This window comes from Myxococcus sp. AM009 (genome assembly GCF_013372605.1).
Classification (GTDB): domain Bacteria; phylum Myxococcota; class Myxococcia; order Myxococcales; family Myxococcaceae; genus Myxococcus; species Myxococcus vastator.
The window spans coordinates 1-16,276 of sequence record NZ_JABXEP010000173.1 but is presented as its reverse complement, the minus strand read 5'-3'; the positions used below and the strand labels follow the sequence as shown (position 1 = coordinate 16,276).

At 70.0% G+C, this 16,276-nt stretch carries 14 protein-coding genes; 5 read left to right on the top strand and 9 right to left on the bottom strand.

Annotation, left to right across the window (positions count from 1 at the left end):
* Positions 1–59: 59 nt before the first annotated feature.
* From HV824_RS30305 to HV824_RS30290, 4 genes are all read right to left on the bottom strand, one after another.
* Entirely contained in the window at positions 60–1,253 is a 1,194-nt protein-coding gene (locus tag HV824_RS30305) for a M48 family metalloprotease (RefSeq protein ID WP_176424828.1), read from the bottom strand.
* Between the two features lie 58 nt (positions 1,254–1,311).
* Positions 1,312–2,424 carry a tetratricopeptide repeat protein gene (locus tag HV824_RS30300; RefSeq protein WP_176424829.1) on the bottom strand — a complete coding sequence of 371 codons (1,113 nt, stop codon included), beginning with the start codon at positions 2,422–2,424 and terminating at the stop codon, positions 1,312–1,314.
* A 276-nt stretch (positions 2,425–2,700) separates the two neighbouring features.
* Positions 2,701–3,816 (bottom strand): ArsA family ATPase, encoded by a 1,116-nt coding sequence (locus tag HV824_RS30295; RefSeq protein WP_176416915.1) that lies wholly within the window; start codon positions 3,814–3,816, stop codon positions 2,701–2,703.
* Complete coding sequence (locus HV824_RS30290) at positions 3,813–4,727, bottom strand: ArsA family ATPase (protein ID WP_176416916.1); 915 nt, start codon at positions 4,725–4,727, stop codon at positions 3,813–3,815. Before HV824_RS30290 ends, HV824_RS30295 begins: the two co-directional genes overlap by 4 nt.
* A 168-nt stretch (positions 4,728–4,895) precedes the next feature.
* Here HV824_RS30290 and HV824_RS30285 point away from each other — a divergent pair, with 168 nt between their 5' ends.
* Positions 4,896–5,201: a hypothetical protein gene (locus HV824_RS30285; RefSeq protein ID WP_163783245.1), complete on the top strand. Its 306-nt coding sequence runs from the start codon at positions 4,896–4,898 to the stop codon at positions 5,199–5,201.
* A 24-nt stretch (positions 5,202–5,225) separates the two neighbouring features.
* Positions 5,226–6,026, top strand: a complete 801-nt coding sequence (locus tag HV824_RS30280) for a ParA family protein (protein WP_176416918.1) — start codon at positions 5,226–5,228, stop codon at positions 6,024–6,026.
* 10 nt (positions 6,027–6,036) lie between these two features.
* On the opposite strand, the gene HV824_RS30275 is transcribed toward HV824_RS30280, so the two are convergent.
* Positions 6,037–6,720 (bottom strand): polyhydroxyalkanoate synthesis regulator DNA-binding domain-containing protein, encoded by a 684-nt coding sequence (locus HV824_RS30275; RefSeq protein ID WP_176416919.1) that lies wholly within the window; start codon positions 6,718–6,720, stop codon positions 6,037–6,039.
* Between the two features lie 167 nt (positions 6,721–6,887).
* Here HV824_RS30275 and HV824_RS36945 point away from each other — a divergent pair, with 167 nt between their 5' ends.
* Both HV824_RS36945 and HV824_RS30260 read left to right on the top strand, forming a co-directional pair.
* Complete coding sequence (locus HV824_RS36945) at positions 6,888–9,086, top strand: zinc-ribbon domain-containing protein (RefSeq protein WP_217917875.1); 2,199 nt, start codon at positions 6,888–6,890, stop codon at positions 9,084–9,086.
* 6 nt (positions 9,087–9,092) lie between these two features.
* Positions 9,093–9,899 carry a hypothetical protein gene (locus tag HV824_RS30260; protein WP_176416921.1) on the top strand — a complete coding sequence of 269 codons (807 nt, stop codon included), beginning with the start codon at positions 9,093–9,095 and terminating at the stop codon, positions 9,897–9,899.
* A 30-nt stretch (positions 9,900–9,929) separates the two neighbouring features.
* Here HV824_RS30260 and HV824_RS30255 read toward each other — a convergent pair whose 3' ends face one another.
* A complete protein-coding gene (locus HV824_RS30255; RefSeq protein WP_043611634.1) occupies positions 9,930–10,157 on the bottom strand; it encodes a twin-arginine translocase TatA/TatE family subunit in 228 nt (75 codons plus the stop codon).
* 112 nt (positions 10,158–10,269) lie between these two features.
* Here HV824_RS30255 and HV824_RS30250 point away from each other — a divergent pair, with 112 nt between their 5' ends.
* Positions 10,270–10,995, top strand: coding sequence for a glycerophosphodiester phosphodiesterase (locus HV824_RS30250; RefSeq protein WP_176424827.1), 726 nt, complete (start codon positions 10,270–10,272; stop codon positions 10,993–10,995).
* A 3-nt stretch (positions 10,996–10,998) separates the two neighbouring features.
* Here the strand turns inward: HV824_RS30250 and HV824_RS30245 are convergent, their stop codons facing one another.
* The 3 genes from HV824_RS30245 to HV824_RS30235 all read right to left on the bottom strand — a co-directional run.
* Positions 10,999–11,895 carry a hypothetical protein gene (locus HV824_RS30245; protein ID WP_176416923.1) on the bottom strand — a complete coding sequence of 299 codons (897 nt, stop codon included), beginning with the start codon at positions 11,893–11,895 and terminating at the stop codon, positions 10,999–11,001.
* Between the two features lie 158 nt (positions 11,896–12,053).
* Positions 12,054–15,272: an MXAN_5808 family serine peptidase gene (locus tag HV824_RS30240; RefSeq protein ID WP_176416924.1), complete on the bottom strand. Its 3,219-nt coding sequence runs from the start codon at positions 15,270–15,272 to the stop codon at positions 12,054–12,056.
* A 212-nt stretch (positions 15,273–15,484) separates the two neighbouring features.
* Positions 15,485–16,276, bottom strand: a 792-nt coding sequence (locus tag HV824_RS30235) for an EI24 domain-containing protein (RefSeq protein WP_255208463.1), incomplete at its 5' end; no start/stop codon positions are given.

Here is a 16,276-nt window from a genome sequence, read left to right as displayed (position 1 = left end):
GGCTCGGGGAGGAGGCGTGGCCGGAAGAGGTGGGGAGAGCCCACCTGTCGACCGCTGTTTCAGGGCGTGGGAAGCGAGGCAATCCGTTCGCCGATGGGCGGATGACTCATGCCCTTGAGGACGACCCAGCGGGGGGGAGCGGGGTCCATCTTGTTGACGCGCGCGGCCTTCACCAGCATGCGCCGGAAGGCGTCCACGTCCCCCGTGAGCCGCAGGGCATAGCGGTCCGCCTCGCGCTCCCGTTCCCGGGAGAAGGCGCCCGAAATGGGCCTGGCCGTCAGCACGAGGAGGAAGAAGACCAGGGAGATGAGGGGCAGGTTGCGGATGTCCGCGAAGTGGGGGGCGCCGAACCACCCCCGCGACGCGGACAGGCGCAAGAGGCGGTCGAGCGCGAAGAGCAGGGCCACCAGCACCAGCGATGAGGCGATGCGGGCGGGCCACTTCGACTCGTTCACATGGCCTGCTTCGTGGGCCACCGCGGCCAGCACTTCGTCCTCGGAGAGCTCCTTGAGGATGATGTCGTTGAGGACGATGGTGCGCGTGGGGCCCTGCCCGGCGAAGTAGGCCTGCAGCCGGCGCGAGGAGACGGAGGTCTCCTCCACGAGGACATCGGCGAAGGCGATGTCCGCCTGCTCCATGAGGTCCACGATGCGGGTGCGCAGGGGGCCGTCGGGCAGCGGCTTCTGGTCGAAGAAGAGCCGGCTGCGGTACGGGTCCAGCGCTCCGGAGACGAGGAGCAGCAGGGCCACGGGCACGCCCAGCACCAGCCACCATTGGCGCAGCTTGCGCGCCAGGCCGAACATTCCGATGACGAGCGCGGAGATGGCGAAGGACGCCAGCAGCTGGGCCTTGACCATGTCGTAGGCGAAGGTGGCGGGCGTCTGCGTGGACATGCCGTGCCGGTGCTCCAGCGTGTAGCTGAACCAGACGTCCACGGGCAGGTAGATGAGCGACACGACCAGGTCCGTGAAGAGGGCGAAGAGCACCGCCGCGCCCCAGCCGGGCTCGCCCCACAGGCTGTTCATGGCGCGGAAGAAGGCGCGGGTGACTGGCGCCGTCCGGAGGAAGCCGAGCCGCCGTTCCAGGCCCGCGGCGGCCGCCACGGCCAGGCGGTGGAGGGGTTGGACGAGTACGCCCAACATGAGCAGCATCAGGGCCAGGTTGGCGAAGGGCCCCACCGCGGCCCGGATGTAATAGGGCCGGTGGAAGGCGTGAATCTCCGCCAGTTGCTCGGGCGTGAAGAGGGGCTCCATGGAAGCCCCAGGCTACGCCGCGCGCCCCTGGCCTGCCCAGCCAGGGGCGTTGCCACGCTCAGGTATGGGGCTCGGCCTCGGAGGAAGGCGCCGTCGACGCGGGCTCGCCCTCCGCGTCCGCGAGCAGCAGGGCCTTCACCTTGGCCAGGCTCTCACGCGTGCGGTCCACGAAGGTGCTCTGCGAGCCGATGCGCTCGGCCGTCTCCAACGTGCGCTCGTAGATGTTGATGGACTTGGTGAGCAGCACCCGAATCTTCTTCCGCAGCTCCTGCCGGTAGATTTGGGCCTCGCTGGCATCCAGCTCCGCGGGGGCGGGCGAGTTCACCATGTGCTCGTAGAGGTTCTCGTACAACGAACCAATCTGCGTGCCCGCGGCGGTGGCCCAGTAGCCGTTGCCCACGCGGATGGAGCGCAGGTAGTGGCCCTGCGCGGACAGGAGCAGCTCGGCTTTGTAGTTGAGGTCCTGGGCGAGCGCGTCCGCGCCCTTCGCCGGGTCCAGCTTCACGCCGTCGTAGTGGAGCCGGTACAGCTCGCCGATGAAGAAGTGGGCCTGGGCGGGGAAGTAGTCATCCACCTCGCCCTTGTCCTCCAGGGCGTCGTAGGTGGAGAGCGCCTTGCGCAGGGTGACCTCGGCGGTCTCCGGCGAGCCGCTCTCCAACTGGCAGATTCCCTGCTGCACCTGCGCTTCGAGGCGGCGGTTGAGGGGGAGGTCCTCGCGCGCGACGATGATGCCCAGCAGCTTCGAGGCCTGTTCGTAGCGCTCCAGGTGGTAGTCCACCTCCGCCACGCGGAAGGCCGCGTCCAACGCGTCACCCTGGCCCTTGGCCGGGTCCGACAGCTCGGAGAAGCGGTGACCGGCTTCCTCCCACTCCTTGAGGCGCTGGTGGGCCAGACCCGCGTTGTAGAGCGCCGCGCGGCGGTGGCGGCTGTCGGGGAAGAAGTCCACGAGCCGGCCGAAGTAGCGCGCCGCTTGCTGGAAGTCGTTCGCGGCGAAGGCCGACGTGCCGCCCGCGAAGAGCTCCTCGTCGTTGAGCTTGTCCAGCTCCAGGTCCGCCGTCACCGTCACCGCGTCGAAGTGGAGCTCCTGCTTGGGCGCCTTCGCCCGCGGCTCCTCCCGCGCGGCGGAGCCCGTCGTCCGGCACCCGGAGACGACAAGGCCCAGCGCGGCCATCCACCACCACCGGCTGACAGGCTTCTGCTTCAGCGCTCTCCCGTTCACCACATCCTCCTCCTGGACCGGCTCCCCCCCGGACAGCGCAGGGCACCGCGGGGTTCCCAGCCCCGTCACCGGGCACGCCAGCTTAATGCGCCCGACCCGTGCGCGCTTCCCCGGCCGCCTGCTTCCCGCGGACGGCTGGACTGAAGAAGTGCGGCGGTTTCGCACAAGCACTGTGCGAAACAGGAAAACGCGGCGGCGGGCCCGAAGCCTGTGGGCCCCTGGCCGGGGTCAGCCGAGTGTCTCGTCGCCCATCAGGTAGCGTCCGGTACGCCACAGGGCGGAGATATCGTGCACATCCATCGCGAAGCGGGGCACCTGGATGATGGGGACCCCCGGACAGGCGGCCTGGAGCTGGGCGATGCCGGTGTGGTCCTGCTCGGCCATGATGTGCTGCTCGCGCAGCGTCTCTTCCACCTTGGCGCGGCGGCTGGGCGTCAGCGTGGCCGCGTCCGCCCACAGCGCCTCCGTGGGCATGGGGTGCACGCGGTTGACCACCAGCGACACCACCTCCATGCGGTGCTGTGTGAGCATCTTGTGGAAGTGGATGGCCTCGTCCATGCGCTCGGGGTGGGGGCTCGTCACCAGCACGAAGCCGGTGTTCGGGTCCTCCAGCAGCTGGCGCACGCCCCGGGCGCGCTCGCGGAAGCCCTCGTTGAGCGAGGAGATGGCGAGCATGAAGTTGGAGAGCTCCTGGAGCATCTCCGTGCCGGTGAATTTTGCCAGGCCTCGCATGACGTAGCCGCCGCGGTTGAACAGGGACATCCCCAGCTTGCCGGCCTTGAGCGCCGGGGTGAGGAGCCACTTCGCCGCGTCGTTGTCCAGGAAGTCCAGCACCCGGTTGGGCGCGTCCAGGAAGTCCAGCGCGTGCGCGGTGGGCGGCGTGTCCAGGACGATGAGCTCGTAGTTGCTGCCGCGGCGCAGCTCCCACAGCTTCTCCATGGAGATGTACTCCTGGCTCCCCGCCAGGGCCGTGGAGAGTGACTGGTAGAAGCGGTTGGACAGGATGCGCTCGCGCTGCTCGGGCGAGGCGACGCGGGTGATGAGCTCGTCCCACGTCTGCTTCATGTCCAGCATCATCGCGTACAGCTGCGCGCGAGGATGCACGCCCAGCGGCTCCAGCGCGGTGGCGGGGACGGGCGTCTCCGCGTTGCCCAGCGCCGTGAGGCCCAGCGAGTTGGCCAGCCGCCGCGCCGGGTCGATGGTGCACACCAGGCTGGAGCGCCCATCCACCGACGCGCGCAGGGCCAGGGCGGCCGCCGCCGTCGTCTTGCCCACGCCGCCGGAGCCCACGCAGATGAGGACGCGCTTGCCCGCCAGCGCGGGCGACAGGGCCGTGGTGCTCACGCCGCCCCCGTCACGAGAGGTTCGAGGTGCTCCATGACCTGTTCAATCGCCTTGCGCCCGAACTCGGGCGTGAAGAGCCGGGGGACGGGGTAGACGGGCGCATGCAGGTTGCGCTCCAGCTTCGTCCCGGCGAGCACCGCCTGCGCCGCGCGGTCGTGGTGCGCCTGGGCCACGGCGAGCAGCTCCGGATGGCCCCCCAGGGCCTCCAGGTCCGCTTCGGTGAAGCGCTCCGGGAAGGACTGGTTGAGCACCGCCGCGTGCGTGCGCAGGCTCACCTTGTCCCGCAGCGCCGCGTGCAGCTCCAGCGCCTCGTTCACCGGCATCTCCTCGGGGAGCGCCACCAGCACGGCGGCCGTCACCGCCGGGTCCACCAGGAGGTCGCGCATCTTCTGGGCCTCGCGGGCCATGGGGCCCGGCGGCACCGTCTGAATCAGCACCTGCGGCACGCTGAGGAAGGAGATGGCGTGGCCGGTGGCCGGCGCGTCCATGATGACGGTGTCGAACCGCCAGCGCCCGTCCGGGAGCTTCTCCTGCAGGTGGAACATGATTTTCCCCAGCAGCACCAGCTCCTGCAGGGACGGGATGAAGCGCAGGAACTGGCGCACCAGCCGGTTCTCGAAGACCGTCTTGTAGAGGGTCTCGAAGCGGAGGACCATGAGGCCGTACTCGCGCATGGCCTCCTGGGGCCGCACGTTGACGGCCCAGAGGTTCTGCTCCAGTTGGGCCACTTCGGGCCCGGCTTCGGGGCGCCCCAGGAAGCGGCTGACGCGCTCCTGGGTGTTCACTTCGCACACCAGGGTGCGCTTGCCCGCACGCGCCGAGCGCAGGGCCAAAGCCGCCGCGACGGTGCTTTTGCCGACTCCGCCCTTGCCGGAGACGATCCACAGGCGCTTGTCGAGTAGTCCGGCCATAGAATGAGAGCGGCGAACCGTAGGAATCGTGTTCACGGGAGTCAACGCGTTTGGCCTCGGCTTGTTGCGCTGCTTGACACGTCGCGTTGCCCCCTCGCAGAGTGCGGCGTTTTCTTCAAGACTTCCAGACGGCCCGGTAGGGCCTTGCTCGCGAGGACGCGTGTTTTCATGCTCAAGAACAACCCGGTGATGAAGAAGCTCGTGGAGACGGGCGAGGAGCGCATCGGCAAGCTGGCGCAGCAGCTGCTGTCGAACGAGAAGTTCGTGTCGGCGGTGCAGACGCTGGTGTCACGCTCCCTGGCGGCGAAGGGCACCCTGGACAGCGCGCTGCGCACGGCCCTGTCCGCCGCGAACCTGCCGTCCACCGCGGACCTGGAGCAGCTTCGTTCGAAGGTGGACGACCTGGAGCGTCTGCTCTCGTCCGTCGAGGGCAAGCTCGACACGCTGCTGGCGGCGAAGTCCCCGAAGAAGTAGTCCGCGGGTGAGGAGTGCCCAGGCATGAGGCGCATCGCGTTCATCAATGAGAAGGGCGGCACCTGCAAGACGACCCTGGCGGTGAACACCGCTGCCTGGCTGGCCAAGGAGCGCGGCCTGCGGGTGCTGCTGGTGGACCTGGACACGCAGGGCCACGCGGGCAAGGCCCTGGGCGTGGACGTGCGCACCTTGCCGCGCAACGTGTTCCACCTGCTGACGGACGCGTCGGTGCGCTTCGAGGACGTCGTCCAGCGCTCGGCCCTCGAGGGCCTGGACGTGCTGCCCGCCTACAAGGAGATGGCGGACTTTCCCGTCGTGGTGGCCGCGGACGAACGCCGGGCCCACCGGCTGGCGGACCGCCTGCGCGCGGCGGAAGCGGCGGGCTATGACGCCATCGTCTTCGACGCGCCGCCCTCCATGGGGACCACCACGCGCAACATCCTGGTGGCCGCCACCGAGGTGGTGGTGCCGGTGGCGCTGACGTACCTGGCGCTGGACGGCTGCGCGGAGGTGGCGGACACCGTGCGTCAGGTGGGCGAGGCGGAGGGGCGGTCGGACCTTCGCGTCACGAAGGTGGTGCCCACGCTGTACCGGAAGACGGCGCTGGCCACGGCGATTCTGGAGCGCCTGAAGGCCTACTTCCCGGACGCGCTGGCGGCCACGCCGCTGGGCTACGACGTGAAGGTCGACGAGGCCCAGAGCCACGGGCAGACCATCTGGGAGTACGCGCCGCGCAGCCGGGGCGCACAGATGCTGGCCGCCATCGCGGCGGAGCTGCACGGAGAGCCCGCCCCCAAGCGGAGGCGGGCCTCACAGAAGGCCTGAAGCCGCGCGGTTACTCCTGCTTCGGCGGGCTCTTCTGCTGCTCGGCCTGCTCCAGCTTCTTCTCCAGCTCCTCGAGGCGCTGGGTGAGCGAAGCCATGTCGCGGCCAAGCGCGGGCAGGTTGCCGGTGAGGTTCTCCACGACGTGCTTCACGCGCTCGTCGATTCGCCGCTGCCACTCCTCGAAGGCGCGCTGGCTGGCCTTGAGCAGGTCGGCCGGGCTGAGCCCCGCTGCTGCCGCGGCGGCGGCGTCCGCGGCGGTGGTGTCCTCGGTGGCGGCGGCGGGGGCCTCGGGCTCACCCTCTGCCCGGGGGGCGTTCTCGTCCCGGCGCAGGAGCTTGTCGAGTCGGGACTCGGCCTCCTCGCGGATGGAGGCGACTCGCGGGGAGACCTCCTTCTGGATGAACCCGGAGATGGACTCGCCGGGGTGGCGGATGATTTCCCGCAGCACCGACAGCGGCATCTGGTTCTTCTTCTTCTCCTCTTCGAAGATGATCTGCGCGAGGGTGACGGAGGTCAGGTCCTCTTTGGTACGATTGTCGACAATCCGTACCTCGGTGCCCTCCTTGATCATCGCTGCGATCTCATCAAGGGTGACGTACCGGCTCTCCACGGTGTCGTAGAGCTTCCGGTTCGTGTACCGCTTGATGATCTTCGGCTCCTTGCTCGGAGCGCCTGCTTGCTCAGCCTCGCTCATGTGTCTCTCCGCCCCTTTTTGGGCTCGACATCAAGCCACGTGCCCCGCCCGAGTCTCGCAGGGGCGTTTCTCGTAGCAGAGGGGGTGGGGGCGAGCAAGCAACGTGAACCCGGCTCGCCGTGTCTACCCCGTCGTCCTATACTCCTGCTCCCAGCCAGGCCTGCTGAATGATCGTCAAGTGTGAGCGGTGCCAGACGCGGTTCAAGATCCCCGACGAGAAGGTGACCGAGAAGGGGGTCAAGGTCCGCTGCACCAAATGCCAGAACACGTTCCGGGTCACCCGCGAGGCCGCTGCCGGCCCTCCGGGCGAGCCGCCAGCCCCCTCCTCGGGCGGGCAGGTGGATCCTTTCGCTCAGTTTGGGGTCGCTCCAGACCCCACGACGGTGGACGTCACCAAGCCGGGCTACTTCGAGCTGGGAGTCGAGGCGAGCAGGCCGATGCCTGCACGCCCCACGCCCCCCGCGTCGAACTGGAACAGCATGGACGGGGACCTGGGCTCGGAAGACGGTGTCTTCCGGGAGCCCACGCGAATCACGTCGCTGCCGCTGCCTCCCGCCGCGCGTCCACCCGAAGCGCCGGTGGGGCGCGCGCCGCCGCCGGGCGCCTTCGTGGTTCCAGGTCCTGAGCGTTCGGGGCGTCCACCCGCGGCGGTGCCCGCGTCCCCCGGTCCGGGGAGCGCACCTGCGCGGGCGGCGGGGGCCCGAGGTGCGGGCACGCCCGCTGGCGTGGAGGACCGCTCCGTGCCTCCCGTCCCCGAGCCCGCTGCTGGGGCCCCCGTGTCCCCGGCGAGTGCTCGCCGAACCGCCGCGCCGCCGGTGGCCGACCCGTTCTCGGAGCTCCTGGGGCCGTCTTCGCCTGCCGCGCCGTCGGCGTCCGCGAAGGCGCTCGGCCGAAGCGCGGTGACGCCGCCTCCGGTGGGCGCGCCCGTGGCGGCCATGGCGCTCGGGACGGTGCGCCCGGGCGGTGCGCCGCCTGCTTATGGTGGGGACGATCCGTTCGCGTCCATCGACATCGATGATGCGGCGGCGATGCCGTCGACGACCACGGGGGCGCCGCCACCGGTGGAGAACGACCCGTTCGCGTCCATTGACATCGACGACGCGACGGTGCCGTCCGCGGCACCCGGGCTGCCTCGGCCCGTGGGCAGCGACCCGTTCGCGTCCATCGACATTCATGCGCCTGTGCCCGCGAAGGCCACGCCGCCTACCGTCGGGAAGGGGCCTCTCGCGGCGGTCGACCTCCACGCCTCGGGGCCCGCGAAGCCCTCCAAGGCCGCGTCGCCTTCAGTAGGAAGTGGTCCTCTCGTGGCGGTCGACCTCCATGCGTCGTCGCCGGCTGCTGTGGGCGGTAACGACCCGTTCGCCGCCATTGACCTGCGGGCACCTGCCGCGTCGGCTCGGAAGGCAGCTCCGGCGCCGGTCGGGAGCGACCCGTTCGCGTCCGTCGACCTCCACGCAGACGCGCCGGCCGCGATACCCCCTACCGCGAATCCCCGGGATTTGTTCGACCTGGGCTCGGACGTGGGCGGCCACGGCGAGGACTCCGGCCTGCTGCCCACGGACACGGGCCGCGCCGCGCTGTTCGGCACTTCGGACGCCGCAGACGCCTCCCTGCTGGGCGAAGTCCCCCCCGCCGCGGATGACGCGGAGGCCTTTGGCGTCACCCTGGGCCGGGTCGGGGCATCCAGCGGCGTCCAGCGCGAGGTGCTGGACATGGACGGGCTGCCAGCGAAGCCCGTGGTCACCGTGGCCAAGCCCACCGCGCGTCCCGAGGACGTGGGCATCCCGCTGAGCCGCCCGTCGAGCCGGCTTCGCAAGGCGCTGGGCGCCACCGTCAACTTCGTGTTGGCCGCGGCCCTGGTGGCCGTGCTGGGCACGGTCGGCCGGGGGTATCTGCGCGAGGGCCGCCTGGACGTGTCGGCCCTGTCGCTGGACGCCCTGCGCGCGCTCTTCGTGCCCGCGCCGAAGCCGCTCGTGGCCGTGGATGTGACGAACGGGCTGTACGAGACGCGCGAGGGGCCATCGCTCTTCTACGTCCGAGGGGACGCGGTGAACCATTCGGACACCGCCGCCCGCATCCGCGTACGCGCCGCGCTGTACGACGGCAGCCAGCGCGTGGCCTCCTCGGAGGCGCTCGTGGGCGGGGTGCCCACGCCCGAGGAGCTCTACGGCGTGGGCTCGCTCGACGCGGCGGTGGCCCTGCGCCAGCGCGTCGACGAGGCCGCCGTCTCCGTGGCGCCCGGCGCCAAGGCCCCCTTCGTCGTCATCTTCCCCGAGCACCCCTCGGACCCAGGGGGCTACCGGCTGGAGGTGACACTGGAGCCCGAGCGCTCCAAGACGGCGGAGGCCGGCCCCCGGACGGAGTGAGCCACCATGCCCACGCAGGAGGATGCCCGGACTGTCGCGCGCTTCATCCACGCCTTGAGCGGCGGGGCGGAGGTCCGTCGCAAGGCCGCCGCGCGTGAGCTCGCCTGGAGAGATCCGCTCGACTCCAACGAGCTGGTGGGCCACCTCATCGCCCTCTCGCGCGCGGGGTGGGGGCCCGCCTCCTGCGCGTTGTCGGACTTCATGGCCGCGCTAGCGCAGGAGGCCGAGCACATCCCCCACGTGGAGTCGCTGCGGCGGCTCGCGCACGTCCAGTCGCTCGACACCGTGGCGGACCTGTTCGCCCAAGGCCCCGCGAAGCTGGAGATGGACGCGGACGCCGCCGCCCGCGCGGACGCCAACGCCTTCTCCCAGTCGCTCGGGCACCTGAAGCAGCAGGCCCGCCTGACGCGGGATCCAGACACCCTGTCCCGCCTGGCCACCGTCAGCAATCCCACCGTCCTGCGCAACGTGCTCATCAACCCCCGGCTCACCGAGGAGCTGGTGGTCCGCATCGCCGCGCGCCGCCCGGCCCGGCCCGAGCCGCTCATCGAAATCTGGAAGTCACCGCGCTGGTCCGTGCGCCACGCCATCCGGCGCGCGCTCGTCTTCAACCCCTACCTGCCGCCGGAGACGGGCGCGAAAATCGTCCCGCTGCTCAACACGGCGGACTTGAGGGAGCTCGTCTCGAACGCCGCCCTGCATCCCGCCCTGCGGGCCCAGGCCTCCCGGCTGCTCGCAGAAGGCCATGGGGCAGGGCCCGCGCTGGGGCTCGCGCCCGCGTCACGCATCCCCGGACAGCGCGGGCACGACTGACGGGCCGCGACTCCTGGGGAGGGGAGCGGCCTAGCGGCGGCGCGGCTGCTCGGGCTCGGTGAACTCGGCGTCGGTGGTGCTGCGGCGGCCTGGAGGCAGCGGCTTCGCATCCACCAGGTCCTCGCCGCGCGACGCCTTGCGGAACGAATACACGAACTTGCCCACGGCATTGCCGAGCTGACCCATGCGGGCGGCCGAGAAGACCACCAGCAGGATGAAGCCGAGGACGATGATTTCTCCGAGGCCGAGGCCCAGCATGATGAGGGCACAGTGCAGCAAAGGCCGTGGGGAGGCAAGCCATGCGTCCACCGCCGCACGGCCGGTTGGACTTCTGATGCGCGGCGGTGGCCACCCGCGCAGACTGGAGGGCATGCTCCTGCTTGCCCACCGTGGCGCCAGCGCCGACGCCCCCGAGAACACCCTGGAAGCCTTCGCCGAGGCGGCCCGCCAAGGCGCGGATGGTGTGGAGCTGGACGCCATGCTCTGCGGCTCGGGCGAGGTCGTCGTCTGTCACGACGAGCGCCTGGAGCGGCTCGCGCGGCTGCCGTGGGAGGTGCGCCTCACCCCGTGGTGGAAGCTCCAGCGGGCCGACGTCGGCTCGCCGCTGGGCTTCGCGCCCGCCCGCATCCCGCTGTTGGAAGAGGTGCTGGAGGCCCTGCCGCCGCAGTTCCTGGTCAACATCGAGCTCAAGTGCGAGCGCGCCAATGACGGAGGCTTGGCGGAGCAGGTGGCGCGGCTGGTGCGCCGGCGCGGGCTGTCGGGCCGGGCCGTCGTCTCCAGCTTCAACCCGCTGTGTCTCTTCCGCCTGGCGGCCGCGGCGCCGGAGCTGCGCCGGGGGCTGCTCATCGACCCGGACAGGTCCTGGAGCCTGCAGGCCTACGGGGTGAGCCCGCTCGTGTCGTCACACTCGGTCCACCCCTTCCACGAGGCCTGCACCCCGGAGCGGGTGGCCGCCTGGCGCGCAGCCGGGATGAGCGTGGCGGCGTGGACGGTGGACGACCCCCAGCGCGCCCATGTCCTGGAGCGGATGGGGGTCAGCTACCTCATCACCAACCGGCCGGGGGCGGTCCGTCAGGCCCTGCACCCCGCCGCGTAGCGCTCAGAAGTCCAGGCCGAGCGTGGTGTTGAAGGCGAAGACGGCCGGCAGGCCCCGGTCCACGGTGCCGCCGTTCTCCTCGTAGGAGACGCTGCCCGTGCGCGTCAGCGACAGCTCCGCGCCCAGCTGGAGCACGCCGCCGATGAAGCGCACGCCGCCGTAGATGCGCTGGTTGATGTTGCTGCCGAAGGACACCTTCCGGTACGCGGCCGTGTCGACCAGCGCCTCACGCGAGTCGCCACCCGTCGAGTCGTCGAAGCTGCGGTCCGGATTGAAGTCGATGCGGCTGGACGTCGCGCCGACGAAGCCCAGGTCCAGGCCGCCGTAGGGCGTCAGCGTCACCATGCCGCCCAGCGGGAACTGCTTGCCCACGCCGAAGTCCAGGCCCATGACGGTGAGGCCCAGATCCCGGGCGCCGAACAGCTTCGTCACGTGTCCGCGCACGCCGAAGTCGGGCAGGTAGGTGAAGCCCTCGTTGGCGGCCCACTTCACCTCGCCGGTGGCCACCACCTGGCTGCTCTTCTCCACCCAGCCCACGCGTCCGCCCAGCTCCAGCGAGAAGGGCAGGCCCTTGCGCGCGTGGAAGGAGGGGATGAGCACCGTGGAGGGCTGGTCGTTCTGCGTGGGGATGTTCACGCTGCCGGGCAGCGACACCACGGAGAGCTCCGCGTTGATGGCCCAGGCCGAGTGGCCTGTCGTCTCCGGTGGCATCAGGTTCACGGAGGTGATGGCCGCGCCCATGATGCGGGCGAAGGCCTGGAAATCCGCGTCGGCGGACGCCACCGGGTTGTCGCCCGCGGGGTTGCCGAACCGTGCGACTTGCAGATCATTGGGCGCAGCGACAACGGACGCGCCTGACGCCCAGGCCGCGAGGGCCACCCACCGACTGAACGTCCGCATTCGAGTCACCGCCTCCAGGGCGCGCGACCGGCCGGTAAGGCGCCCACCGCGCCGGACGCTAACGCCTGCCCGCGAGGAGCGTCAACAAAACGGGCGGCCTCTCCCGCGGGAAAGGCCGCCCGAAGGGAGGCGGCGCGCCACAGGTGGGCGCGGGGCGCCTACTGGGGCTTGCTGGAGGGGCTCCCGGTGGGCGTAGCCATCTTCTGGGCGACCTCGGCCGGACGGCGGCGGATGACCAGCGTGCGGCGGCTGGCGAAGTCGTTGTCCTCGCGCGCCACCACCAGCACGTTGTTGTTCCCCTCCTTCAGCGCGAACTCGGTGGAGAACTTCAGCGTGTTCGGCTCGGCGCCCTTGGGGTCCACGCCCTTGAAGTAGACCTTCTGGTCATTCACCAGCACGTAGACGTCCAGCAGCCCGTGGGGGTCCGTCACCACGCCGGAGAGCGTGAACTTGTCCCCGTTGGCCACCAGGCCGCCAGCGGCCGGATCCACGTCCAGGCGGATGTCGGGCGGGCGGTGGTTGGTGACCAGGGTGGCCTTCGGCGCGGTGACCTTGCCCGTCTTCAGCTCCTTCGCGTCCTGGCTGCGCACGAAGGCGAAGCGGTCCTTCTCCAGCGCCACGCGGTAATAGCCCTTGGTGACCGCCTCGGCGGGCAGCACCGTCGTCCCGCTCAGCTTCGCCACCGAGCGCGCGCCCTGCGCGGGGGCGCCATACAGCTCCACCTTGTCGCCCAGGCGGACGAAGCCCTTCTTCGGCTCCATCGTGGCGACCGCGGCGTCGGAGACGGGCAGCTCCAGCTTCTCCATCACGAACTCCTCGAGCGGCTCGTCGATGATGGCCAGCTTCAGCGGGAAGGTGTTGCCCTTGAAGCCCTTCTTCACCTCCAGCTGGAAGCGCGCCGTCTTCGTCTCACCGGGCTTCAGCTCGCCCAGCTTGAAGCGGCCCTTCTCGATGAAGATGTTGGCGTCGCCGCCATTCTTGATCTGCGTGAAGGAGTCGAGCGCCGTGCCGGTGCCCGCGTTCGTCACGTCCAGCAGCACGGCGACCGCCTCGCCGCGCTGCACGGTGCCGTCGCCGTTGCAGGTGGCGCAGTCGTCGATGACCTGCCAGTTGAAGGCGAAGGCGGGGCGGGGCAGCTCCACGAAGTTGAGCTCGGCCACCCGCGTCTCCGGCAGGGCGCCGTGGTCATCGAAGAAGCGCACCGTCACGTCATCGCGGCGGCTGGTGAGGTCCTTGGGCAGGCGCACCTTCACCTTCCACGTCTTCTTCTCACCCGGCGCCAGCGCGCCGAAGAGGAACTCGCGGCGGTCCAGGAAGGCGTTGTCGCTCTCCGTCCAGGCGCGCACGCGCTTGAGCGGCTCGGTGCCGCGGTTCTCCGCGGTCAGCGCCATCTCCATCACCTCGCCCGCGGCAATCTTCGCGTCCGGGCCCGGCGTCAGCGACACGGCCATCTGCACGTTCTTCGGCGTGGGGCCCGCGCTCCAGTCCACGCCCAGCGCGGCGATGGCGGCGTTGATGCGGGACTCTTCCTCGGCGCGCTTCTGGTTGATGAACGCCTTGCCCTGCTTGAGCTGCTCCTTGCGCGTGGTGGCCGGAGCGCGCAGCACGAAGTCGCGGGCGAACTTGACCTCGAAGTCCTCCTTGATCTCCTCCTGGGCCTCGGCGTCGAGCTGGTCATCCAGGTCCTCGCCCATGCCGGCCACGTCCACGTCCAGCAGCGGGTCCTTCTCCCCGTGCTTCTTGTCGGTGGCGGCCGTCTTCGGCGCGCCCTTGCCCTCGTCCTTCTTGGCGGCGGCCTGGGCCTGCTTCTCGTCCACCTTCAGGTACTTGAGGCTCTCCAGCGGCTTCTCGCGGTTGAGCACGTCCTCGCGCTTCTTGGCGACGGTGCTGGAGTCCGGGTTGCCGAAGTGCTGGTCCAGGTCGGCCTCGCCCATGGAGCGGCGCGGCGCGAACACGTCCACGCGCTCGTCGGTGGCGCGGGTGGGGACCAACTGGATGTCCGGGACGATGCCGACCTCCTGGATGGAGACGTCGCCAGGCGTGAGGTACTTGGCGATGGTCAGCTTCAGCGCGCTGTCATCCGGGAAGTCGTACAGCACCTGCACGCTGCCCTTGCCGAACGTCTGACGGCCGATGATGGTCGCGCGGTCCAGGTTCTTCAGCGCGCCGGCGACGATTTCGGACGCGGAGGCGCTGCCGGCGTTGACCAGCACGGCGATGGGGTAGCTGTCCTCGCCGTCCATGGCGCGCGCGCGCTTCTCCTCGCGCAGCTTGTCGGACAGGCCCACCGTCGCGACGATGGTGCCGCTGGACAGGAACGTGTCGGACACCTGGATGGCCTGCTCCAGGAGGCCGCCCGGGTTGCCGCGCATGTCGAGCACCAGGCCCTTGAAGCCGCCCTTCGCGTCCGCCTGCTTGCGCAGCTGCGTCAGCGCCGCCTCGAGGTCGCGGGTGGTGTTGCCCTGGAAGTTCTTCAGGCGGATGTAGCCCACGTTGTTGGAGAGCATCTTGTGCTGCACGCTCTCAATGGAAATCATGGCGCGCGAGAGCGTCATGATGCGGGCCTTGTCCCAGCCGTCGCGCTCCACGGTAATCGTGATGCGGCTGTCCACCGGGCCGCGCAGCTTCGACACGGCCTCGTTGAGGTCCATGTTGACGGTGGACTCCTCGCCAATCTTCTTGATGCGGTCATCCTTCTGGATGCCGGCGCGGTGCGCGGGCGTCTTCGGGATCACCTTGACCACGGTGAGGTTGCCCTCGCGCATCTGGATGACGAAGCCCAGGCCGCCGAACTCACCCTTGGTGGACAGCTTCATCTCCCGGTACAGCTCCGGGCGCAGCAGCACCGAGTGCGGATCCAACGTGGACAGCATGCCGTTGACGGCCGCGTACTCCACGTCGCGCGTGTCCTCGATGGGCCGCATGTTCTTCGACAGGAAGTCGAAGACGTCCTTGAGCGCGAAGGACATCTTCCACAGCGAGTCCACGTGGGCGATGTCGAACTCGCGCTGCTTGCCGTTCACGTTGACGTTGAGCTTGCCCGTCTCCGCGTTGCCATCCACGAGCACGTCGGGGACGCTCTTCTCGACGTACTCCAGCGAGGCGATCATCATCTCCTTCGGCCTCACCCGCTTCGGGTCGACGTAGTTCTCCTTCACGTACAGGATGACCTTCGTCAGGACGCGCAGGCTGTTGAGGTCGTGCGGGGCCTTCTCGCCTTTGGCGGCGGGAAGACTGCCGTTCCACGAGCCTGGCCCGGCCTCGGCTGCACCCATGGTCAGCGGCAAGGGGGCCCGGTCACTGCCCACCAGGGCCCAGGCGCCGAGGAGCACGGCAACGGCTGTGATGCGGCGGAGGAAACGCGGCATTTGGTTCATCCAAGCTGGGGCGCTGTCCGGCACCCCGGGTGTGGCGAGAAGCCTTGAGATTTCGACCGGTTATACCGAGTAGACGAACACTGTAAGCGGCCGGGCAAGCCTAATCACGGGCTCCAGGTGCTTCAAGGCATCGCCTCTCTGCTGGTGAAGCAGAACGTCCCTGGTGGGCATTGCGTTCCCGGTACCCCCGTTTGGACACCCGGCTCGGCCGTTTATTTCAACGCAGCGGTAGTGGACTCTCCAGGAGGGGGCGCCAGCAGCCGGGCCTCGCGCAGCCCGCCATAGAGCAGGGTGCCGGCGACGATGGCCACGGGCAGGAAGAAGGCGTTGAGGATGGGGATCCAAAGCAGCACGTAGATGCCCGCGCCCAGGCCCAGGCACAGCGCCCGGCGCTCGCGCAGCATCCGGCGCACCTCGGCGAAGGGATACAGGTGACGCGTCATGGGGGCGGCCAGGTACTCACCCGCCATCCACGTCATGGTGTACAGGCTGGCGAGGACCGTCCACAGCACGCTGCCCACCCCCGGTATCAAGTGGAGGGGCAGGAGCACGGCCAGGCCCGCGAGGAGGAAGAACAGCCGGGCGAGCGTATGGGCGATGCCGGTGACGAGCCCCCGGATGAAGCCCGCCACGGTGAAGGACGCGCCCGAGCCGCCACCCCAGGCCTCTTCGGTCAGCTCGGACAGGGGGTCCTGGAGCGGGGCCAGCAGCAGCGGCGGCAGCACGTTGGCGCCCACGACCCAGAGCACCAGGCCGGACAACACCAGGACCGTGGTCCACGCGGCCCGGCCGTACCAGCTCTCCGGGCGGGTCCAGACGGAATCCAGGGCGCCGGGGGCGTAGCGCCACAACAGCCAGACGAGCCCCACCAGGGCGGCGGCGGTGACGGCGGCACAGAGGGCGGACAGGAGGAACAGCCGGCGGTCGCGCAGGATGAGGGAGACGGCCCGGCCGAGGAGGCCCATCCCCTGGAAGAAATCTGACAGGCGGGGCTGGGGGGAGAT